Origin of the sequence: Parapedobacter lycopersici (genome assembly GCF_024643285.1) — a bacterium.
GTDB classification, from domain to species: domain Bacteria; phylum Bacteroidota; class Bacteroidia; order Sphingobacteriales; family Sphingobacteriaceae; genus Parapedobacter; species Parapedobacter lycopersici.
Genome location: NZ_JAMSLW010000006.1, coordinates 1 through 21,939, shown reverse-complemented (window position 1 = coordinate 21,939; position 21,939 = coordinate 1). Strand labels below are relative to the sequence as shown.

The window sequence follows — 21,939 nt, the reverse complement described above, 5'->3', positions numbered from 1 at the left end:
GTCCCGGATATCCAGGCATCCGGCCGATAGTCGGGCAAATGTCCCAGCCATCCGGATTTTCGGCCAGGATATCCCGAAAGCCCTTGATTTACTTGCCTTTCGCTGATTCCCCTCCCTAACTTTATGCTTCACAAACAAAACATACTAACCATGAATACCTTACAACATTCAGGCAATCTTCCCCGCTCCCGGCGCCGGGTGGCATTGGAGGTCATCGTTTTCCTCTGCGTGCTGCTGTTCGTTTATGCGGCCGTAAGCAAGCTCATGATTTATGAATACACCACCGCGCAGCTCAAACTTGCCCCCTTAACGGCCCCGATTGCTGGGTTTGTCGCGTGGGCCGTACCCGCGTGCGAATTACTCATTGCTACCATGCTTTGCTTTTCCCGGTGGCGGCAGGCGGGGCTGTATGCATTCCTGGGATTGATGGCACTATTTACTATTTACATCGTGCAGACGCTGTTTTTCAGCGAGCGGTTGCCGTGTTCGTGTGGTGGGGTTATTGGCTTGCTTTCGTGGAGCGAGCACCTGTTGTTCAATATTGGATTTATGTTATTGGCCGTGGCTGGCATCTTGCTACAGCGTCGATTTAACTTTCATAGTACGGGAAAGGAGGTAACCGGCAACAAGTGATTTAGATCCGGTGGGCTACGCGCCTGCCAGCGGCAGACAGCTGCCTTGCAAACCGGGGCATGGCTTTACACCCCGCAGCAAATGAAGCCACCACAATAACGAAGCCCTCCGTGGCAAGACGGAAGGCTTCAATTTTACTAATCTTTATTTTTTCAAAAATATGAAAAAATCATTTTTTATTCCCCTGGTGGCAGCGATAGTCGCTGCAGCGGGAGCCCATGCAACCGCGGAAACGGGAATGCGGGTGGATGCTTTCGGCCGGAATGCATCAAACCAGTGTACCACCGGTGAATTGTTAGAGCCTGAACGTTGTTCTAACAATGAAACCGACGATCAATGCCAAGTGGAAATTGATGGACTGCCAAAACCCGCGTATTCCGATGCAAATTGCATGAATGAGATTTTCCGCCAGCCGGAAAACTAATCTCTGTCGGTATATTGTGCTGGATAAGGAGCCAATTAACATTGGCTCCTTTTTATTACTCGCTTACCACTAGCATATCCACTTCCCTGTATTTCACGTCAAACTGCAATCCATAAGGTTCGAGGTGCCGGTTCCAGTCCTTCCAGTCTTTTCGGTTGATCCCTTCCAGACGAATACCTGTTATCCGACCCTGATAACCCGTCTCGTCGATGATTGGCATTTCACCGTGCAGCAGCGGAAAATTTTCCAGCCAAAAAACGAACTCCGGCACGGAGGCATTTTCGATATTTACCGTTAGCTCATTCAAATTTTGCCATACCGGGGGATTCTCCCGTTGCTTTTCCCGCATCAGCAAGGCCGTGTCTGACGCAGTAAGTACCAAGCACTCAACGCGCCGCTTTTCCCATCGCGTCTGCCAGCCAAAATACTGCTTGAGGTCTTGCTGCAACACCTTCAGTAGTTCTCCCTGTGAGCGCTTTTCGGGGGCGCTAAGTTCGTACACAAAAACCGAATCCGTCAGCTTCAACTGCGCTGGCGGTAGTTCAAAAACAATCCGGTTGGGCTGCAGGCGGACAGCCAATCCATAGTTAAACGGATGTTCGGGATAACCGTATGCCACCCGATAGATAAATGCCAACGGTGAATTCTGGAGGATGATTTTGTTAGGTCGGACTGATACCGTAGATTGCAGCCTGAAATCGGCCTTCGCCAGTACCGAATGCCAAAGTATGTTTGAACCATCCCCACCGTTACCCGCTACAAACAAAGGTTTTTCGTAATTCCGTTCGGTCAAGTGGGTAACCGCCTGTCGGATTCCTTTTCTTGTACCTGCCAAAACCTGCTTTATATTTTCGGCATCAAGTTGAGAGCCGCTGGTGATCGAGGCAATGACCCCATGCTCATTCACCCAAACTACGTGAGGCACACCCACTCGTGGAAAATGATCGCTCAAGGCCGTATCCCCGAATGCAATCGGCAGTTTCATTTCAAAACCGGTCAGCTTCCTTCGCCGTTCCAACAGGTCGAGTACCGCCTTCCGGTCGCTCCATGGATTTACCAAAACGAGCTGTATTTGGTCATCAAACTCCTCTTGTAATTTCTGCAACTTCGGAAATCCGGCGATGCAGCTTACACAGCCCATGCTCCAAAACTCCAGGATCAACAGCTTGCCACGGAAATCGGACGTTCGCACATTTTCTCCCGGATAATTCACTAATGGATGCGCAAAGGTATAATCCGGCAGCGTATCCCCTACCTTCAATTCCTTTAAAGTGGATTTAACAGTTTCGGCTTCCGCCTCATGATAAACCACCCCGGCGTCATCCTGTGCCATAACTTGGGTAATCGCCATCACCAGGATGGTTATCACCGTTATTATTCTGTTGTAATTCATTCGTCCTGATTTAATTTTCATAATTGGGGTTTGGGTTTAGGTTTCCGTTTCGGTCCAGTTCAACTTTCGGTATGGGGTACAGCTGCTGATACGACTGCCAGTTCGGCTTTACCACACTTAGTACCGCATCCACCCTACCAGTGCGTTTCAAATCCAGCCAGCGGTGTCCCCACTCCCCGAACAGTTCGCGGAACCGTTCATTTTCAATCTCCGCAAGCAGCGCTTCCTTCCCCATACCATCGGGCAGCCCATCAAGACCCGCGCGGCCGCGCAGTGCATCCATATCCGCCTTTGCTTCCGCAAGCTGATCCTGTCGGGCCAGCGCCTCCGCGCGGATCAGGTATTGTTCCGCCAGGCGCAGCACCATTGTGTATTCATCCTGTGGCATGCTGTTATCCCACACCTTGTATTTATGAGGGTAGTAAAATTCCAGGTCGAGGTATGTACTCCGGCCTATCCATTCAGCAAGCCGTTGGTCATCCGGCTGGAAAAGCGCCAGCAAGCCATCGCTTAACGTCACGTACCTGGGCAAACTGTTTTCCGCAGGAATGTATGACCACCCTTCATTGGTATACGCATTCGGAGGGATCAGCTGCCAGATCGCCGCCTCACTGTTCTTCAGGAACACCGCATCCAACGGTGTCAGCCGGTACATATCCGTCCGGTCGATCACCGCCGAAGCCTGTTCCACAGCACCCGGCCAATCGCCCGTAAACAACAGCGCCCGTGCCAATAGGGCCTGCGCGGCAGCCCGGTTCGGGCGCACCCGCTCGCCACCCGTGTGGGCAAAGCCTTCCGGAAGCAATTCCACCGCTTCGCGCAGGTCGGCCATCAGCTGTGCGTAAACCGCCGCTACCGATGCACGCGTCAGCGCATTGTTCACCCGGTAGTCGCCGGTCAGCGCCAACGGCACCTCGCCAAATAGGTTTACGAGGTAGAAATAGCAGAACGCGCGGACAAACAACGCTTCCCCCTGCAACTGCCGCTTAACCGGGGACGAAAGCCCATCTGCGGCAGCCAGCCCCTCCAATGCCGTATTCGCATAGAAAACCTGCTGGTACAGGCTGTTCCATAACCCGGCTACACCCTGTATCTCACTATGTAACGCGTTTTCATTAAATGCCGCAATGTCCTGTGATGCGATGCTGGAGCCGTTGGCCACAAATCCGTCCGCCGACGCGCCGGCCAGCAGCGTAACACTGGCTGAGGAGCCGCTCGCAAAACCCGCTTTGACTAATTGCGTGTACATGCCGTTAAGCACCGAAGTAGCCGACGCATCGTCGGCAAACAGGTGATCACCCGACAGGCTGTCCGTCGGCGGATCGATCTCCACCAGTTCCGAGCACGACAGTACTGTCGACCCGATCAGCAAGTGAATAATGAAATATATCTTTTTCATTTTGGTATATAATTTTGAATAAAACTACCTGTGATTAGAACTGAACCCGCGCACCGAAGGTAATGGTACGCAACGGTGGCAGCACCCGGCTGTTTGCCGTCTCCGGGTCCAGGCCATCATAGCCCGTCCAGGTAAGCAGGTTCTGCCCCGTTACCGAAAAGGTAATATTCCCGGCACCCAGCCTGCGCACGACCGAAGCCGGCAGGCTATAGGATAATGCCACGTTTTTCAGGCGGATAAAAGAAGCGTCCACCAGTGTCCGGTCACTTTCACCGAACCGCCGGTATTCCGCACTACTGCCCCGCGTATAGCGCTGCACCAGCGTTCCTTCACCTTCCATAACCTGTACGGGCTGGTTACTATACAGGCTGCCCGGCGGTGCCGGGAAACTGGCAAACAACCCTTCCCCCCGCTTGTCCGTAAATTGCAGGAATACAGAAAGCGACAGCCGCCCATATTGAAAGTCATTTTGCAGTCCACCGTAGTAGCGGCTATCGGTATCAAAAAGCCTGCGCACCAGCGTGCCATTGGCGTCCTGTTCAAAGGCATAGGTGCCCGTTTCCGGATCGACCCCCAGCAGAATGTACCGGCGGGAGAGATTCAGGCTACGGCCAATTTCCAATGTATTACGATGCGATGATGATTCCAGGCCGGGATACGCGATCAATTTATTCCGGGGCAAGCTGATATTAAAATGCGTTTCCCACCGGAAACGACCGCGCTGCACATTTACCGTGCGCAGCAAAAACTCCCAGCCACTGTTCTGCACCGTGGCCGCCAGGTTCTGCTGTACGGATTGCATGCCTGTTACCGCCGAAAGCGGGTAACCCAGCAACTGGCTTGACGAGCGGTTGCGGTAAACACCTATTTCCAGTCCAATCCGGTCGCGGAATAACCCCAGTTCCAGCGCTGCTTCCAGCTTGTGGTTCGTTTCCCAGGAATAGTCGGGGTTGGCATGCCGGTCGGGCAGCATACCAATGGCACCCAAAAACGGCCGGTCCGTGGGCGAATAGGTGTGCATATACCCGTAATCGGCAATCTGGTCGTTACCCGTAACACCGTAACTGCCCCGCAGCTTACCAAAACTTAGAAACGGCAGGTGTTCCTTTATCGGCTGTTCCTCGCTGAATAACCAGGCGGCACCAACCGCACCGAAATTAGCGAACCGTTTATCCGGGCCAAACCGGCTGGAGCCATCCCGCCGCGCCGTAAGGTTTACAATGTACCGACCGTTATGCCGGTAGTTAACCCGGGCAAATGCCGCCGCGTATCGGTATTGGGAACCCGAAACATCGGCAACACGCAGATCAGGCGCAAAGGACATGTTATCCAGCATCCCTTCATTCGTAAAACCCGTTCCAACAAACGATTCTTGGTGATGCCGGGTCTGCTGGTAGCTACCGCCAAACAACACATTCAATTCACCCTGCGGAAACTGCCGGTCATAAAACACCTGCGGTTCCACCGTAAGTGTTCCGTTGTGCCCCCGGCCGTAGAATGCTTCACTGGTGGTAATGCCAAAACCGGGATTATACATCCGTGCCGGCCATTTCGTAATTTCATCCAACACGAGCCGATTGTACCCAACCGCCAGTTTGATGCGCAATCCTTCCATCAGGCGGTAGCCTAATTGCAACTGCGTATTCAGGTTTGTATTATCGGCGCGATACGATGTCGCCGCAATCGCCAATGGATTGGCCATGGCGTTGTAATGCTCCCAGCTTAATGAACCATCTTCCTTATAAACAGGCGGCGCCATCGGCGACATATCAATCGCGCTGCCCGTAAAATCAGTGGTGGGCAGTGTATTTGCGCTACCCACTGCATTAAACGAGAAACCGATCTCCAGCCGGTTATCTGCAGACGTATGGTGCATATTGAAAAGCGCACCATATTTCCGGTATTTATCAGCAGAAGGATATACCGATCCCTCATCCATGTAATTGCCCGAAAGCAGGAAGCTGGTACCACTGCCGCCACCGCTGATGGAGGCATGGAGCCTATTACTACGGGCCGTGCCACCGATCAGCACATCCTGCCAGTCCGTATACCTGGAACGGTCCCATTCCAGCAAGTCCGGCGCATTGGCTGCGGTAGGTTCCAGCCCGTCGTTCCAAAACGCCTGCTCGCGCATGGCCAGCCACTGCTCTGTATTAAGTAGCTCCAGCCGGTTCGCTACCTCCCCAAAACCCGTACTGAAACCGGCCTGGAGACGGGGTTTACCTATCCTACCCTTTTTGGTGGTAATCAACACCACCCCATTGGCGCCCCGGCTGCCATAGATCGCCGTGGCATCGGCATCCTTAAGCACTTCAATGCTCTCAATGTCCGATGGGTTGATCCCGTCCAACGGGCTGCCCCGCTCGGCGGTTGCGCCCATCAGGATAGTGGTGCCCATGGAATTGTTCACCGATTCGGCAGGGAAAGGCACGCCATCCACGATATACAGTGGGCGGTTCCCGCTGCTGATGCTGTTTCGCCCGCGGATCTGGATGCGGAAGCCGCCTCCCGGAACCCCGGTCCCCTGCTCAATGAATACACCCGGCATACGCCCAATCATGGCCTCCATCGGGTTTCGGATGGGTTGCTTTGCAATTTCTTTTGCCGTAATCCGGCTGATGCTCCCTGTACGTTCGCGGTCTTTTACGGTGTAGTAACCTGCGTTTACCTCTACCTCCTGCAATGCACTTTCGGCCGGTTCCAGGAAAGCATTCACTTCCCTCCTGCTGCGTACGGCTTCCTCGGCGGTCTCGTAGCCGATGGAAGTAAATACCAGTACGGCATCACTGGCTGCGGCAATGCGGTACAGGCCGCCGTCATCCGTTAGCGCACGGATGTTCGTATGCTGCACGGTTACGGTAACCCCTTGCAATGGCTCACCATTGATTGCGGATACGACCCGGCCGGTTACCTGCTGCTGAGCCGCCAATGGCTTGCACATAAACAGCAATACCGTTAATAAAACACCAAATGCGAGGCCCCGTCTGGGGTTGGTCAGGGGCCTGCGCAAATGGCTGCACACATGAAATCTTTGCAATGAATCAAACATTGCAAAGATTCCACGAGCACCATTGAAAATGGGCATGGGCGAGTGAACTACTAATTCCGTATTCACATATTTTGCGACAACCCTTCGACTCCGCTTCGAGGGTTCTTCGAGTGCTGTTCGACTGTTCTTCGAGACTTGTTCGACCCTTGTTCGAGTCGGCTTCGACTCCGCTTCGACCGCGCTTCGGGGCTGCTCGGAGTGCAATGCATTGCGTTCCGAAGACATTCGAGGGATTCCCGAAGCAGTCCCGAAGGAATCTCGAACAAATGTCGAAGCGACCTGCAATACTTGCCGAACGTTGGCCGACGATCGCTTGGAAATTCGGTTATGACTTATGTGCGGTATTATATCTCTAGAAAGGGCATACCCCTCCCCTTCAAGTAAATCTTGTTCCATTTGGGTGTATTTAGGTGTAAGGAATAATGTGGTTAGTGGTACCAGTATCGGCTTTCGCCGAAACACCTAAACAGGATTTTTGGGCTTTAACGGAAACAGCCGCTCGTATATGCTTAGGGCAGTATACGGCATTATCGCATCATTTTGGATGACGATAAATGTTTTACTTACATCATGCTGTTTCTTAGGTTGCATTGGCCAACACGCTTATGGCATTGAACTATGAACCTATATATGAAGGAAAGCTTACTCGAAAAGAGGTGGGCCTTACCCCGTTCTCTGCAGAAGGCCGTAGGAAGCCCACGAACGAAAACAAGAGTAAGAACCCATCTCTTTCCACAAAGGTAAGAGAATGGGTCTTGACTCCTGATCCTGCGTTCATTGAAAATTTCCTACGTTTTCTACAGCAAGATTCAGCGTCAATCGCCAATAAATTAAAGACAGATAAACACTTATATGTCTTTCAATGGGGCTAAGATAAATAGTAATAATCAAAAATGCAAATTTACATAACCCCTTTAGTTATTCAGAACAGTCGAGTCGTGATTAATATGCATCATGGCTGGAATCACATCATTATCGGTATATATCATAAACAGAGTAAAATATCGTCGCCTAGTAATAGGGTTAGCGTCGAAAGCTTTATCAAGGATATTAAATCATTCAGAAAGTTATATTGCATCAGTTGAGAGTGCTACAAATGATAACCAATATCCCGCTCACGAATACGCTGGTTTAGCCAAAGCCTTGAATTGGACAATCAAAGACCTACTCCCTCCTGACGATGCCCCGGTAAGCGATGGCACCAAGGTAGATAAAAAAGTGTTGAGCCTCTCCAACCCCCAGGATATGCGATTAGTTGTTGAAGGATTAACTGAGTACGGCTTTTTTGATAAGCCAAAGTCGCTTACGGATGTAGCGAAGCATTTGTATATCGACGGTAAGGAGGAAGAGAAGGTTTTGGGGTGGGTTTTGGAGCAGTTGTTAACGGAAAGGTTATTAAAAGGAAACGGGTCAGAATATACTAAAGCTTAGCTGGAATTAATAACGGCTTGGTCTGATAGATCCTTCTTTTTCCGTAGCGGAATTTCCAAGAACCTAATTGATTCCAAACCTTCTAATTCTATTAAATAAAAACTCGTGTTTCCGAATTAAGCTGTCATAAGTAATCAAGCGTACTTGGGTGGCTAAATTGGGGTAGAAATATTCCATTAGCTCTTGGAATTCAGGTTTATCATAGTCCCTTCCCATTAATAAAGTAAAATCGAAATCTTGATTTTCGATCGAATAGCCATGTTTTCTAAATCCCCTCTGTATCTCCTGAAAGTTTTTTGGATCACTAAAATACGAATGATATTGCAATCCGATTTGCTGAAAGTATTTTTTTGCAACCTTTAGGGGATTACGATTTCGCTTATAAAAAAAACGTTGATTAGGCAGTTTTACTTCAAATAGCTCTATATTTCCCAATGTATAAGTTTGAGTAACATTAATCAAATCCACTTCTTCATATCGACGACTATTTTGATGATAAAAATGGTGCTCGTAAATTGACCCAACAAACTTTTCACTTTTCAACAAATGCTCATTTTTTCTAAGAAAATCGTGTAAAGCCTTTTCATTTCTCAACGTGGGATTATTCTCACTTTTTTTTAATAAAGCTGTGAACTCATCGCCTACCGACTCGATAATATTCCCCTTATTTCCAATCCAGATATAGTCCATTTTACGGACATTTTGGACAAACTTTTCCGACAATATCTTTAGGCGATGGCTCTGGCGCAATATCATGCTCAAGTTGTCACCAAACCTGCCGGAAATTGGGTCAATTTCGACTGTATCGAGGTCTGATTGTAGCCTATCTAACCAAGTATCCAGATTGCTTGGCAATACTCCAAATCGAACTCCAAGTCGACCACCATCAGCGGGTTTTATAATACGACCTTCTAGCAAATTTTCAAGTCTATAAATTTTCTCTTCATCAATACGTCTTTGGGTTTCGTCAGTCAATAGTCTTTCTATCAGTTGATCCTTCCCCAGCTCATCTTTTTTGATTACAAAAATCGGAATAGCATTTAGCCGAAAATTATTGCTGGAATAAGTAGCTTCGGTTTGTCTAATCCACCCAGCCAGATCGAGAAATCTTGAATAAAAACGATCTGTTTCAATCTCCGCTACAATAAAATCAAGATGTTTCTGCTTAACAATTACAGTCCCGCGAAGAAATATAGTTAACGAATCAATATCGAAAAATGGCCATATATCTTCAGGAGATTCAATATAATCCTCTAAAAATATTTTTGCAATATCTTCTTTACTTTGTTGTTTTTCGGAGAGGTACAAAATTGTCACGACGTTTTAATTGTTGTGAAAAAGGCGAAATAATTTTAAAGTAAAAACTACTTTTCAACACTCTTATTCCAAGGTACTAAAACCTCATTGCCACCTCTGAATTTTTCCGTAGATATACGTTGAGCGATTTTTCCATCATAATTCAATAAGTAGAGTATAAGTAACTCGATATAATAGAGACCGCAAGTCAACATTGCATACAAGTAGTCACTTGGCAAATTGTTTATTTTTTCTCTTTTCTTGCGATTTGCGTGGACGTATGAATTTCTGATTTCAGTGAACAAAAAGGGGAAATCAATCAGGGATCGATCTTGTTTTATAAGATCTTCAAATTGTTTTTGATAATGCGTAGGCAATTCAGTGCTGCAATTGATTAAATAAAGAAGCATTCTTATTTTATCACTGGCACGAAGAGCATCCCCGCCATCAGGAGATATCATATTCTTTCGTTCGACAATGATCCATCTGAACAATAACTCAAAGGCATTCTGCAATAGGATGATAGATCCTTCTAATCCGCCTGAGCCTTTATTAGCAGACAAGTACCAATGAATGACCAAGTATAATGTATCAAGATCATAGTTATCTTGTGCAAGCTGATAAAATTCGGCCCAAATAGCACTGATTTTTTCATCAAATAGTTGCGGCAACCAAGAATGTTGGTACATATAAGGCTCCTGTCTGCGATTATTGTACTCGACCCAAAGTATTTCGTCTCCTCGTTTTCCAGTCATAAAAAACGGAGTCACCTTTCTTCCCGTAAGAAAAGACAAAAAAAGATCAAATTGATTCAGTATCTTGTAGGCTATATCTTGATCTATTTTCGCATTATCCTTTAATATAAGCTCTCCAACGTGAGTAAGCCCATATCCTCCATGTTTAGAGATTTCACCCCATTCGGTTTGGTTGTTTAGGATACAGTCTACAACAATATCAAAATGCTGTGCAGGAAAATGTAACCTAGCTAAACTACTGCTTTTTTGGTTTGCTTTGCGAACGGGGCTACCATGAATATTCACAAAATTAAATAGATGAAATACTATTTTGTCATATTTAGTTGTCCTGGTTGATAGTTTGTTATATTGTTGGACAGGGGGATTAATCAGACCACTAATAACATATTTATTATCGCTCTCGTTGGCATTCGTTGGCAATACTTGTCCAAATTCAAATCCGTCAATTAAAAATTGAACAGTTGACGAATCGACCATTTGACGCATAAACATATTTGATACTTCAGGACGGTCATCTTCTATAAAAAACTCCACACCTCTTCTTGGTTGCCATTTAAATAAGATTTCAATTGCACATTCAATCGATTTGCAGTCATATCTTATATTTGCCAAGCCTTTGTAAATACGAACTGGGGCATTAGGTATATTGATTTCGACGGTTGATTCTAATCTTATTGGCAGAGAAGCAAAATATGTATCAATTTTTTTCGTTAGGTCTTGATCGCTCATTGGTTTGATTTATTCGGTTAATAAACAAATATATCTTTTTAATATAGATAATGACCCCGTTGCTTATCGTTAAAATTATGATATTTAGAATTTAAGCCTAGCAATGGTTGCCTTCACTACTAAACATACCGAACGTAAACCCGCTGGTTCATTTTTGAATCTGTCGCGGATGGATTATGAAGTGGTTTGTCGTATTCTACGGTTGGTTCAGGAAATTGGTATGGACGACGAAGAGTTTTCGTTTCTGCTGGGTAAGCGCAATCAATACTTCTTTGACCTCATCGACCCACGTAAAAAGCAAAAACTGAAAACGGATCAACTTGATCCGCTGCCCGCGATTCTTGGGCGACCATATAGCGAGATTATCCCGCTGGACATTCAGCCTGGAGAGATGATTCAATTACACCACGTTACTAAGAAAGTTAACGAAGAAGATAATACGGTAACATATAGCCACATTGTTTATCCACACGAAGGTGGTGATGGTATGAAGGTGATTTGGCAAAAGACTTTTATGACGGGTGTACGACGGAAAGCGAATCCGGTGGTTCAGGAGTTTTTGGAGACGACGGTAGCTTCGAGTTATTTTGCTGAGCCTCGGCTGGCGCTGCCGCTTTATTTAGAGATGAAGCGGGTATTAGCAGATGGTTCTTTTTCTACAGCGGATCTGGAAAAAGGTTTAGCGGTTTTAATACGGAATGGTGGACCGTTGAAGAAAGTGAAGATTGATACACAATTGCATTATATTAGGTGTTAACCGGCACGCAATACCGGTAAACGGTGCGATTCAATTACGACATCAAAAAGAAACCCATTACCGCGGGAGTGATGGGAACTCCCCTTAAGGTGATCTAGGGTTTTTAATCTAAGACGAGTAAATTGACGTTACAAAGAAGCCGGCCAAAGCATAACATATCGATCAGCTATTTGGAAGTCGATTGTGGAATAAGGCTTTAAATTTTGGTATTTATCGGATTAGTCTTTACTTTTAGCTGAACAACGTGATCTAGGCCTGAAGCAAGCATATGATCTACCCCGGTATATTGTATTAGCTCTAAGCATCAGCGACGAATTTAATAGCCGACTATTGGAAAAATTTCCAGGAAAACCATCCTGAATATGCGGACGTGAAGCCGCTTACCTATCATTACTACGATGTGAACAGTTTTTATTTCACTAAATGTTAGGAGGTTCAAATTCAATCACCTATCTTTATTGTGACCAGTTCAACTTGGCCTAATTCAAGAAACATCGATTTTCATCGTGCAGAGGTGTTGGATATGCTTTTGAATGCTGCATAATGAAATATAAGATTAATCAAAAGCTATTAAAATTCTTTTATGATTAGGGATCGTATATGGAATGAGTTATGTGACGCAAAAAAATATGACTTCTATCTAGGTTGCTATCTTTCAAGTTTGAGATCGAAGAGAAAAAAGATAAACATGCTTAAAATCATCGCTTCGATCGGGGGTATAGCTGCTGAAAAATGGCTGTCGAATTCTTCATTAGTAGTATTAATGCTTTTAACATTTTCAGAGCTGCTTAAAGAAATAATACCCGCTCTGTCAATCGATGAAAAACTATTGGACAAATTACCGGAATACAGAATGTTATATGTGAATAAATTCGAGCAACTAGACCGATTGTTTATACAATTAGAAAACACAATATTAAGCGAAGCAGAAGCAACAGAAGAGTATTTTAAAATCAGGGAGATTAGCATAAGGATTGAGGACTTGGATAATTCAATCCATTTGCCGGAAAAAAAGAAGCTCTATGATAGAGCAATATCGAAATTCGATGTATTTATCCACAACATGTATGATTTAGAAGATGGCGACTAATTTTAAAAGAAATAAAACGTTTGGATAGTAACTAACATAAACGGAAAGCATAAAGCTGTTAAGCTACATTTAAAAGATATACATCGATATAGATATGTATTAGCCGAAAAACTAAGGTACACTGTCAAAAACGGTCAGATACCAATCAGCACGAACCCTAAACCACCAAGAAAGCGATAAATCCCAGTCCTCAAGCGCATCTTTAAATATTAACACACAAAATAAACAGTTATGGCAAAGCAAAATAACACCAAACGACCAAATCCTACTACAAAAACTGACAAAGGCGGGGACCGGTCACCGAAATCCGTACAACTTCCCACATCAAGAAACCCTCCACCACCTAAGCCAAAAAAATAAGCTATTGATATTACAGTTTGACGCACTGCTGGAGTGCGCAATATGCCTTTGCCACTGCCGACTATCCGGGGCCCTTCGGACATTATCAATTACTTGGCTAGGACTAAATCATCAATGTAATGGGTGTTAGGCTTTTGTAGCGTTAGAGTAACGCGACAAAAGTTACTGAAAAGTAAACGAAAAAAGACGAAGAAAAGAACGCTACGATAAAAATGTTCGAATTATTCTCGTAACTTATAAACATAATATTGGATATAAAAATAAACACGGAAAACCTGATTGACTCACCTTATTCCGAGTCAAAAAAATCAGCATTCGTTTTTGAGGATGACGAATTCTTAGAGCAAATTATACAGGAGCTCAAAAATGCCCATCCATCTGTTTTTTTGGTTTCGGGTTATCGAGGTGTTGGCAAGACGTCTTTCGTTGTCAGAGTGGCTGAACACCTTAAAGCAGATCACATATTTGCATCCATAAATGTTGCCAAATATGAGGGCTATCCTCACCTCGTAAAACGCCTAATTAGACAACTATACCTTTCTTTTGATGCTTATACAAAAAAGCAAAATGTTGATCAAGAGCTCATAGATGAGTTTGCTTTGTTATACGACCGCACATTTAACGATGTTGTCAATAACCAGTTAATTAGAGAACAAGAAGAAAATAAGCTTGAACATACCGCAGCATTAAATCTGAAGAAGCTATTTCTGCCGATTGCATTCGCATTAATAACTGTCATCAACCTTGGGCTCGATCTTATTCCTTCAAGACTAACCAATACCATTCTAGCTATTACCGGATTGATTTGGAGTACACTTACAACATGGAAATTAGCAATCAAAAAAACAGCAACGGAGACAAATACCAATGAATCATCTAGAAAAAGCTTATATGATGACGAGATTGCTGAACACTATCTTTTAGAGATTCTGAAAAAAATAAACGAGAACAAAACAAAAGTTCTCATTGCTTTTGATGAATTGGATAAGCACGACAATATTACAGACGTTATGCGAATCATAGATGATCTTAAGCCACTACTACTTTCTGGTAGAGCAAATTTCTTTGTTATTGCCGGACAGCAGCTTAGCTATCATTATGAAGAAGCAGCAATGAAAGAAAATGAAGTGATTTCGAGCATTTTTTCTAAAACCATCCATATTCCGTTTCTCAGTCAGGCAACGCTAAAGAGTTATTGCTTAAACCTGTTAATCGAAGAAAAAGATAAGAAAAATGAACTTGTATTAGATTTTTTAGATTCGATGATATTACATTCAAGGAGAATTCCTCGCATATTGGTTAACTTGATCAGATCGAATCTACAATGGCAAAATAACGAGGCGTATTTAGTACTGGATGAAATCAAAAGCAGCGAACACAGTAGAAACGCAAAATTATTGAGTAGCTTAAGCAAAGTTACCGACCAAACCCTTTCTAAAATTTCTATAACGCCGACTCAACTTGATTTTTTTACAGCACAAATACACATTTGGGCACGTAGGATGATAGAATATAGATCGGCTCATTTTCTTTTAAGTGAAGTTAAGGATATCAATTCCTATAAGGGAAAAGCTCCGGCACGCTACTATCTGCAACTAGATAATCTTGGGGAGTTATTGACTGACGAGCTATTGCAAAAAGAATTATTAGGCATCAGCCATAGCGACGATGAGGAAGAAGAAAGTCATTATTATTGGACCCGGTTTAATGAGAGCCCTATCGAATACAGGTTTTCTAATGACGAAACCGGTCTGTGGAGTCAGGCATCTCAACAAGGGATTAGCAGTGGAGATTTCATTACAGAATTTGCCGAATTTGAGCAGTTGACTAGACATATAAGTGGGGAAATCGGGATAAATCAAAAACAACCGGTTATGGCATTAGATACACTTCTTAGCACTCTTAAATCAAAAGGTGTAATAGGACAAAAACCTATCGATTCGGCGAAAGAAATAATAAAAGCAAGAAATCAAATTGTGCATGGGGAAAGAGTCGGTAATGAGGCTATTAAGCTTGTGGACGAATCCATTTTTAATCTTAGACGGCTGAAGGCTGAAATTTTGGAAGACTATGTGTTTTATATTGGCAAAGACACACTGCCAGACTATATTATACAAAGGGATAACCGCGGTAATTTCGATTTTGTTGCAGAAAGCAACAATAAAACAATTGCAGTCGATGTAAAATACCGAAAAAAAGCTTCAGCAAACACCTCAGACGTCATAAATGCATTTCGAAATTTCGAAAATTTCAAAAAAATCACTCCTCATAATACGAGATATGTATTATTCTATTTCGTCGCCGCCGAAAGCACCTATTCCAAGTTACAGGGGACTGTCCGTAGGCTTTTAGATAAAGATTTTTCAGCACTGAAAGACAGTGCTGAAATTGTCTATATTTCAGAAAATCCCGACGAATCATTCAAAAAAATCTTCACAGAAAAACTACAGGAGCTCGCGGCAAAGCCAGAAATCCAAGCCTATTCAGTTTCCCCCGGATTTAATCAATTTGAGGCCAAGGAAAATCTGACTAAAGAGTTTCTAAAATACATCCAAGATTACTTTCTGTTTGAAGCACTTTATAGCCATAGTATAGTGAATAATACAAATATTGAGCGCGATTTGCTATCCATTCAACAAAATGACATTTCGCCTAATCTTAACCATATATACTCCTTATGGCAATCATCGTATAAAATTCTTCGACATATAGAAACTTTAAAAAATAGGTCTGAATCAGACGAGCAAAACAATCTTGACTTGATTACTTCATATATTTATTACGTGATGATCGGGTTATGGGGAGATGTACCATTGTTATCAGAACTGAGCGGACATGATGTAAGCTTTGCTCCGCCAAGGGTCTCTGCGGTACAGGTTAGAGATACAAATATCTCTCAACTTAAGGATTTGTTACATAAAACTAAAGAAAACACATCTCATTATATTCAAGCGGCTTCGATTATAGCGAAATACTATTTGGAAACGAAAGACTATTATGCGGTGAGCGAGTACACAAAATCAATCATTAATGCTCCCAATTTTTCTCTAGCAGTAACCGATGAAATTTTCGATACTGAAAAGGAAGCCATAATGGGTCACAATCTTCGAGAACACAAAGACATACAAAACAGTGAGTATGTGGAATTATGCGGTAAGGGAAAGTACATTCATATTATAAGGAATACAGAAATCCTTTTAATGGCCGCTGAGGCAAGTTTTCATTTAGGAAATTATGATGATGCTACGAATTTCATTAATAAGCTTAAAAGAAGAAATAATAAGGAGGCAATAGACAAAATAAACGAAGACTTCATTACGATTCTGATTGATGAATGGCGAGAAAACCTTGGTGGAGAAGGTTCTTATTTCTTGGCACTGAAAAGAAATGAACTTGCAACAAGCGAACTACACATTGAAGAATATAAACTTCTCTTACCCATACCTCAACAGGAACTTGTATTAAATCCTAATATGATGCAAAACCCTGGGTATTAAATGAGATTTTAAAAGGTGATTATTAGATCAGTTAAAGTGGCTATTATACGTGAAACACCTAAACCAAAGTACTTTTTACTTAAACTATTATTTTGACTGGTTATCGCTCAATACATGATCTGGATGGTAGTCTTCACCATTCCAATTATAATACGTATAGGTGAAATAATGCCACAAAGATTTAACCAATGAAAAAACTGACTTTAGCTATGCTTATTATTTCAATCTTCGGGGCTGCCCGTAGCCAACAACTGATGATAAACGACACATGGTTTACTGGAGAAGGAGAAAATAACGGTAGACCAATAATCATCCGGGGTAGGCAACACTTGAAAAACCTGATGATGTCAGAGCGCTTCTCCAGTTTAGTGGAGGTAATTTGGAACTATAAACCTACTAATGACTCTGCATTGCCGACACCAGACGAAAATGTGAAAATGGGTGAGTTTGAAGACAAATTCGTCGAAGTTCTTGAAGCGGATTTACAGTCGGTATTGACACTGGTATATACCCATAATGGACAACGAACATGGATTTTATACACGCAATCTGCTGAAGAGTTTGAAAAGCGATTCAGTGATATACAAGAGAATCTCAAACTTTCACTTGCAATTGAAAAGGATACTGATCCTGACTGGACATTATATCGTGGGATATTAGAAAATTTCGGGTTGGAGCCTAAGTAAGATATTACAAGGAAAATATCGAATAAGTTTGATAAGATGAAAAAATCACATTTCACCAATAAGACAATATATTGGATAGTTATCGTGTTGATCAGCGGGCTGATGCTTTGGAACTTCTATGCGACTGTAATCACAGGACAATTGATTGGGCTATTGCCAATAACTATTCAAGGCGCGCTATTGTGGTTGATTTTTGATAACCATCAGTATGCTAAAATCGCTATAAAGGTTTGGGCAATTATATTTTTCTGTATTGCGTCAGGGCTACAATTTATCGGAAGATTACTGCAGGATTTTGTTGAGGGCTTCGTTAATATCGATAAAATGCACTACTTAAAAACAGGCGTGACGCTGCTTATTGGGGTTTTTATTATTATGGCAATCAATAAAAGTGTTAAGATTATTGAAATAGAGAGTGAATTGTCCGACGATAAAGTGGAATAACACACTAGAACCTCGCTATATACTATGAAAAAATTCGCTTTAGCAATAGCGTTAGTTTCTTTTATACTCGTCGCCTATGGGCAGCATGGGCCAGCGAAGGGAGATTACTTTTTATTATTAAAGAATCAACGGACAATTTCGGTTAACACATATAAAAATGATCAGTTAGTTGAACATACCACGCATACAATTAACAAGGATATGATTTACGCGACTGATGGAGCGTCGGCGGTAGCGTTATTGGATACAGCCAAAAATGACCTGTTGATTTTTGATATTAATACGTTAAATGAAATTAGGTTAACCGTACCGTATGCGCTGAAGACTAAAACGGTATTTTTAATCCAGGGGAGTGTTTTCATTGGCGGGGAAATGATAAGTGAAATGCTTGTTCAATATCATATTGCAAAGGATGAATGGTATGCTTTGGAAATACCAGAAGAAGTAAGTCTCCCAGGTAAGGCAATAGACGACATTGTCGTCAATGAAAACCTGCTTATCGCGATCGATAACCTTGTTATGCCAAAATACATCCTATGTTATAAGTTTAGTTCAACGGGTAGTTTAACACTGTCGCATTCCACGATGCTAAAATCAAATGGACCTTACGAAAGCATCTACCAAGGACGGATAACTAATAAATATTTTGGCCTTCGGTCTGGAACATACAGTGGTGACACCGGAGCGTCCGGGCACATTTCTATTTATGATGGAATTGACTTAAAAAGAAGTTTTGCTATTACCAGCGGAATGGATGATAAAGGTTATCATACATTCTCTGACTTTGTAATTGTAGAAGATAAAATAGTTGTCGCCAGCAAAGAAAAGGGGCTAGGCATTTTCGAGATTAAGCCCAACTATTTTAAGGATACCGACGATTATGGGATGGTCAAGTTTAATAACCAAGTAAGCGCATCAAGAATTAGATACCGCAAATTGAAGAATGGGAATATAAAAAAACTGGTAGTTATACCGGGTACAACTTCGGTGGTTCTAACCGTCGAAAATAATTGGGGCAGCATAAGACAGGAGATTATTCAAATTTAGTGTGTTGTTCACGTGGCGACGCGATTACTGTTATACACTTAACTTTGCAACGTTGAATAAGTCAAAAGCTGTTACTAGCAGATGTAACCATGAATATCCTCTTTGTTTGCAGCCGTAACCAGTGGCGTAGCCGGACCGCCGAAGACTTGTTTAAATACCAGCAGCATCAGGTCCGATCTGCTGGAACGGCGTCATCGGCACGAATAAAGATTTCAGAGAAAATAATACAGTGGGCCGACTTGATTTTGGTAATGGAGAAGCGGCATAAGGTGATCTTACAGGAAAAATTCGGCAACAGTCTGCAGAGAAGAAAAATGCTTGTACTCGACATTCCGGATGAATATGGCTATATGGAACCTGAACTGGTGGAAATACTTGAACAATATTGGAAGTCAATTGTGGGATAAGGCTTTAAATTTTGGAATTTATCGGATTAGTCTTTACTTTTAACTAAACCGATGTGACCTAGGCCTGAAGCGAGCGGAGTTTTGGTTTATATTGAATCGATAAGCGACAACTATTGATTTATCATGAAAAGCTTAGTAAAGGCCAAACCGTGGGTGGTTTTCTTATTGACGACTGTTAGTGGATGGTTTTCAAATTTCATCATCGTCGATTATCCGACTATGACTGCAATGATCCGGATATTGGGCCTGGCTATGTGGGCTGCTTATCCGCTCTCGCTTCAACAGGCAATTCAAGATTATGTGCCGCGCAAGGTCACGATCAACGAAAACTTTTATCTTTTTAATGGATTCACTTGGTTTGTCTCGTACGCCATAGTCATCATATTATTTACTAATGAAAGAATCACATTTACCAGCTGGCAATTGCTCCCCGCACTTTATGGTTTGTTTGCATACTTCTATTTTATGATGTACCCCGCTAAGGTATTATGGTGTGCACAAAGAAAGCGCGAGGCTCGTATAGGTGAATATTACGGCGATGCGTTGCTGCTGTTGATCCTTCCTATTGGAATATGGTTTTTGCAGCCCAAGGTAAAGCGCATTATGCAACGGGAGCTGGAAGGGGAATCTACAAATGGTTTTAAGGACAAGGAACAATAAACCAATGGGAATAAAAGCAAGCAATATCATACTATTTATCGCTATCTTATTGAGGCCATTGGGCTGACAAGAGTGGTGAAGGCATCGGTAAGTGACTTACTAACAGAAAAACAAGAACACACTAATCTTATAACGATGTTATTTTTAAAGGCAAAGGCTTGGGTCATCTTCTTCTTCTTGCTCTTGTTTCCGATATTGGGAACAATTGTGGTGGTTACGATTGGCAGGGTACTGGAAATACCGGGCATCATATCGATCGGCACCGTGATTGCTTGGCTACCTATCATTATTGTTTATGCCGGATGGCTGTGGAATGCCGGAATTTATCTTATTTGTGAGCCAAATAAGATGAAATGGTTTCGGAGGTTATATTGGGCGATATTCATCGTTGGTTTTTTGGTGGGCCCGCTGTTGAATGTGCTATTTAAAGACCATTTGCCTGTACTGATGGAGATCATCGGATTATTGAATTTCATTGGATTGCTCTATTGCATCAATCTAATTCGCAAGGGATTGCATCAGCGCGAAAACGAACTTGGACTAACGGGTTCATCAAGGCTTATTGACTTTTTCCTTATCTGGCTTTTGCCGGTTGGAATTTGGTTTACACAGCCACGGATCCAAAGAGCTTTGAAGTTGAGCGCTCCGGATAACTAAAATCCTTAAAAGAGTTACAATCCTCCAAAAGCAAATACTGAAACCCTAAACAAAATGAACACTGAGAAGCCACCAGAGCAACGCATCTATAACGACAAGGCCATTGGCATTGCTGCCTTTATTGGCGGTCCTTTGACTATAGGCTACGCGATTGCCCAAAACTTTAAGGTCTTTAACCAACCGAAGCAGGCAAGATGGGCCTGGATCATTGCTGTTTTGGCTACTGCATTGATATTCGGCAGCATAATACTGATCCCCGCCTTGGAAAATGTTCCAAACGCCCTGATTCCCATATTTTACACTTCCATAGGTTATGTATTGGCGCAGCATTATCAGGGGAAAAGCATTGAAGCCCACAAGGATGCGGGCGGGCTTTTTTACACCTGGAAAAGGGCAGTTGGCGTAGGGGTGATTGGCCTGGTGGTAACGATGGCGGCGGTGATAAGTATCGTCTGGTTGGTTGACCAGCAGACGAACGGCAAGACACTGCATAAGACCTACGGGACAATGCAGCATGAAATTAGTTACTACGAAAAGAACTTGACGGAAGCGGAAGTTGACCAGGTTGCTAACGGCCTGATCACGACAGGCTTTTTCGACCAGGCAATGACCAAGTACGTATTTGCGGAAAAGGTGGAAGGCAATTATGAACTGTTCATTCCAGTAGTGGGTGATATCGCGCAAGATGATCCGGCCCTGGCACTATTTATGCAATTGCGCGATGATGTACAGGAGCGTTTCCCGGATAATAAAGTGGTTGTTAATCTGATTGTGGAATACCTGGATAATGTGGTGAAACGATTGGAGTAGTAAAACAGCGGTTTAAGGTTCATTTATTGAGTAACATATTCCCTTCCCAGCATATAATCTACGTCAGTCTATTGTATTGGCCCTAAACGTGCAACGATGAATTTGATAGCCGACTATTGGAAAACTTTCCAGGAAAACCATCCTGAATATGCGGACGTGAAGCCGCTAACCTATCATTACTGCGATAACAAAAAGGATGCTGACGAATGCGCTGACCTGGTTGTAAAGAAAATCAAGCAAGCAACTTCGCCTTCAGTCTGGTGGTTTGAAAAGTATAAAGAAGAATTCCCAAAAATTGGCGACCTGGCCATCATTACCAATTGGGATGGAGAGCCTAAAGCTATCGTCAGAACCATAAAAACCGAAATTATAAAATTCAAGGATATTACCGCTGAATACGCCCGGATAGAAGGAG

At 43.3% G+C, this 21,939-nt stretch carries 19 protein-coding genes; 14 read left to right on the top strand and 5 right to left on the bottom strand.

Annotated features, from left to right (window positions below):
- Positions 1–150: 150 nt before the first annotated feature.
- On the top strand, positions 151–633 hold the full coding sequence (locus tag NEV57_RS12940) for a MauE/DoxX family redox-associated membrane protein (protein WP_257658757.1): 483 nt from the start codon (positions 151–153) through the stop codon (positions 631–633).
- Positions 634–793: 160 nt separating this feature from the next.
- Entirely contained in the window at positions 794–1,057 is a 264-nt protein-coding gene (locus tag NEV57_RS12935) for a hypothetical protein (protein ID WP_257658756.1), read from the top strand.
- Between the two features lie 55 nt (positions 1,058–1,112).
- Here the strand turns inward: NEV57_RS12935 and NEV57_RS12930 are convergent, their stop codons facing one another.
- The 3 genes from NEV57_RS12930 to NEV57_RS12920 are packed head-to-tail and all read right to left on the bottom strand — an operon-like array spanning position 1,113 to position 6,886.
- Positions 1,113–2,450 carry a TlpA family protein disulfide reductase gene (locus NEV57_RS12930; protein ID WP_257658755.1) on the bottom strand — a complete coding sequence of 446 codons (1,338 nt, stop codon included), beginning with the start codon at positions 2,448–2,450 and terminating at the stop codon, positions 1,113–1,115.
- A 10-nt stretch (positions 2,451–2,460) separates the two neighbouring features.
- Entirely contained in the window at positions 2,461–3,849 is a 1,389-nt protein-coding gene (locus tag NEV57_RS12925) for a RagB/SusD family nutrient uptake outer membrane protein (RefSeq protein ID WP_257658754.1), read from the bottom strand.
- A 34-nt stretch (positions 3,850–3,883) separates the two neighbouring features.
- The gene (locus NEV57_RS12920; protein ID WP_257658753.1) at positions 3,884–6,886 is read right to left on the bottom strand and encodes a SusC/RagA family TonB-linked outer membrane protein; all 3,003 of its coding nucleotides are present in this window, start codon (positions 6,884–6,886) and stop codon (positions 3,884–3,886) included.
- A 966-nt stretch (positions 6,887–7,852) separates the two neighbouring features.
- On the opposite strand from NEV57_RS12920, the gene NEV57_RS12915 reads away from it, so the two are divergent.
- Positions 7,853–8,329: a hypothetical protein gene (locus tag NEV57_RS12915; RefSeq protein ID WP_257658752.1), complete on the top strand. Its 477-nt coding sequence runs from the start codon at positions 7,853–7,855 to the stop codon at positions 8,327–8,329.
- Positions 8,330–8,392: 63 nt separating this feature from the next.
- Here NEV57_RS12915 and NEV57_RS12910 read toward each other — a convergent pair whose 3' ends face one another.
- Together NEV57_RS12910 and NEV57_RS12905 are read right to left on the bottom strand one after the other, a co-directional pair.
- A complete protein-coding gene (locus NEV57_RS12910; protein WP_257658751.1) occupies positions 8,393–9,646 on the bottom strand; it encodes a Shedu anti-phage system protein SduA domain-containing protein in 1,254 nt (417 codons plus the stop codon).
- Positions 9,647–9,693: 47 nt separating this feature from the next.
- Positions 9,694–11,109, bottom strand: a complete 1,416-nt coding sequence (locus tag NEV57_RS12905) for a YopA family protein (protein ID WP_257658750.1) — start codon at positions 11,107–11,109, stop codon at positions 9,694–9,696.
- 103 nt (positions 11,110–11,212) lie between these two features.
- Here NEV57_RS12905 and NEV57_RS12900 point away from each other — a divergent pair, with 103 nt between their 5' ends.
- From NEV57_RS12900 to NEV57_RS12850, 11 genes are all read left to right on the top strand, one after another.
- Positions 11,213–11,866, top strand: a complete 654-nt coding sequence (locus NEV57_RS12900) for a hypothetical protein (protein WP_257658749.1) — start codon at positions 11,213–11,215, stop codon at positions 11,864–11,866.
- Positions 11,867–12,554: 688 nt separating this feature from the next.
- Positions 12,555–12,956, top strand: coding sequence for a hypothetical protein (locus NEV57_RS12895; protein ID WP_257658748.1), 402 nt, complete (start codon positions 12,555–12,557; stop codon positions 12,954–12,956).
- A gap of 608 nt (positions 12,957–13,564) precedes the next feature.
- On the top strand, positions 13,565–16,813 hold the full coding sequence (locus NEV57_RS12890; protein WP_257658747.1) for a RagB/SusD family nutrient uptake outer membrane protein: 3,249 nt from the start codon (positions 13,565–13,567) through the stop codon (positions 16,811–16,813).
- Positions 16,814–17,001: 188 nt separating this feature from the next.
- Complete coding sequence (locus NEV57_RS12885; protein ID WP_257658746.1) at positions 17,002–17,499, top strand: DUF695 domain-containing protein; 498 nt, start codon at positions 17,002–17,004, stop codon at positions 17,497–17,499.
- Positions 17,500–17,535: 36 nt separating this feature from the next.
- On the top strand, positions 17,536–17,943 hold the full coding sequence (locus NEV57_RS12880; RefSeq protein WP_257658745.1) for a hypothetical protein: 408 nt from the start codon (positions 17,536–17,538) through the stop codon (positions 17,941–17,943).
- A gap of 24 nt (positions 17,944–17,967) precedes the next feature.
- Positions 17,968–18,990 carry a hypothetical protein gene (locus NEV57_RS12875; RefSeq protein WP_257658744.1) on the top strand — a complete coding sequence of 341 codons (1,023 nt, stop codon included), beginning with the start codon at positions 17,968–17,970 and terminating at the stop codon, positions 18,988–18,990.
- A gap of 89 nt (positions 18,991–19,079) precedes the next feature.
- Positions 19,080–19,397 carry a low molecular weight protein tyrosine phosphatase family protein gene (locus NEV57_RS12870; RefSeq protein ID WP_257658743.1) on the top strand — a complete coding sequence of 106 codons (318 nt, stop codon included), beginning with the start codon at positions 19,080–19,082 and terminating at the stop codon, positions 19,395–19,397.
- 123 nt (positions 19,398–19,520) lie between these two features.
- On the top strand, positions 19,521–20,057 hold the full coding sequence (locus NEV57_RS12865; protein ID WP_257658742.1) for a hypothetical protein: 537 nt from the start codon (positions 19,521–19,523) through the stop codon (positions 20,055–20,057).
- A 135-nt stretch (positions 20,058–20,192) separates the two neighbouring features.
- Positions 20,193–20,714 carry a hypothetical protein gene (locus NEV57_RS12860; RefSeq protein WP_257658741.1) on the top strand — a complete coding sequence of 174 codons (522 nt, stop codon included), beginning with the start codon at positions 20,193–20,195 and terminating at the stop codon, positions 20,712–20,714.
- Between the two features lie 54 nt (positions 20,715–20,768).
- Positions 20,769–21,524 (top strand): hypothetical protein, encoded by a 756-nt coding sequence (locus NEV57_RS12855; RefSeq protein WP_257658740.1) that lies wholly within the window; start codon positions 20,769–20,771, stop codon positions 21,522–21,524.
- A 96-nt stretch (positions 21,525–21,620) separates the two neighbouring features.
- Positions 21,621–21,939: ASCH domain-containing protein (locus NEV57_RS12850; protein ID WP_257658739.1), on the top strand; the 319-nt coding region annotated here is incomplete at its 3' end.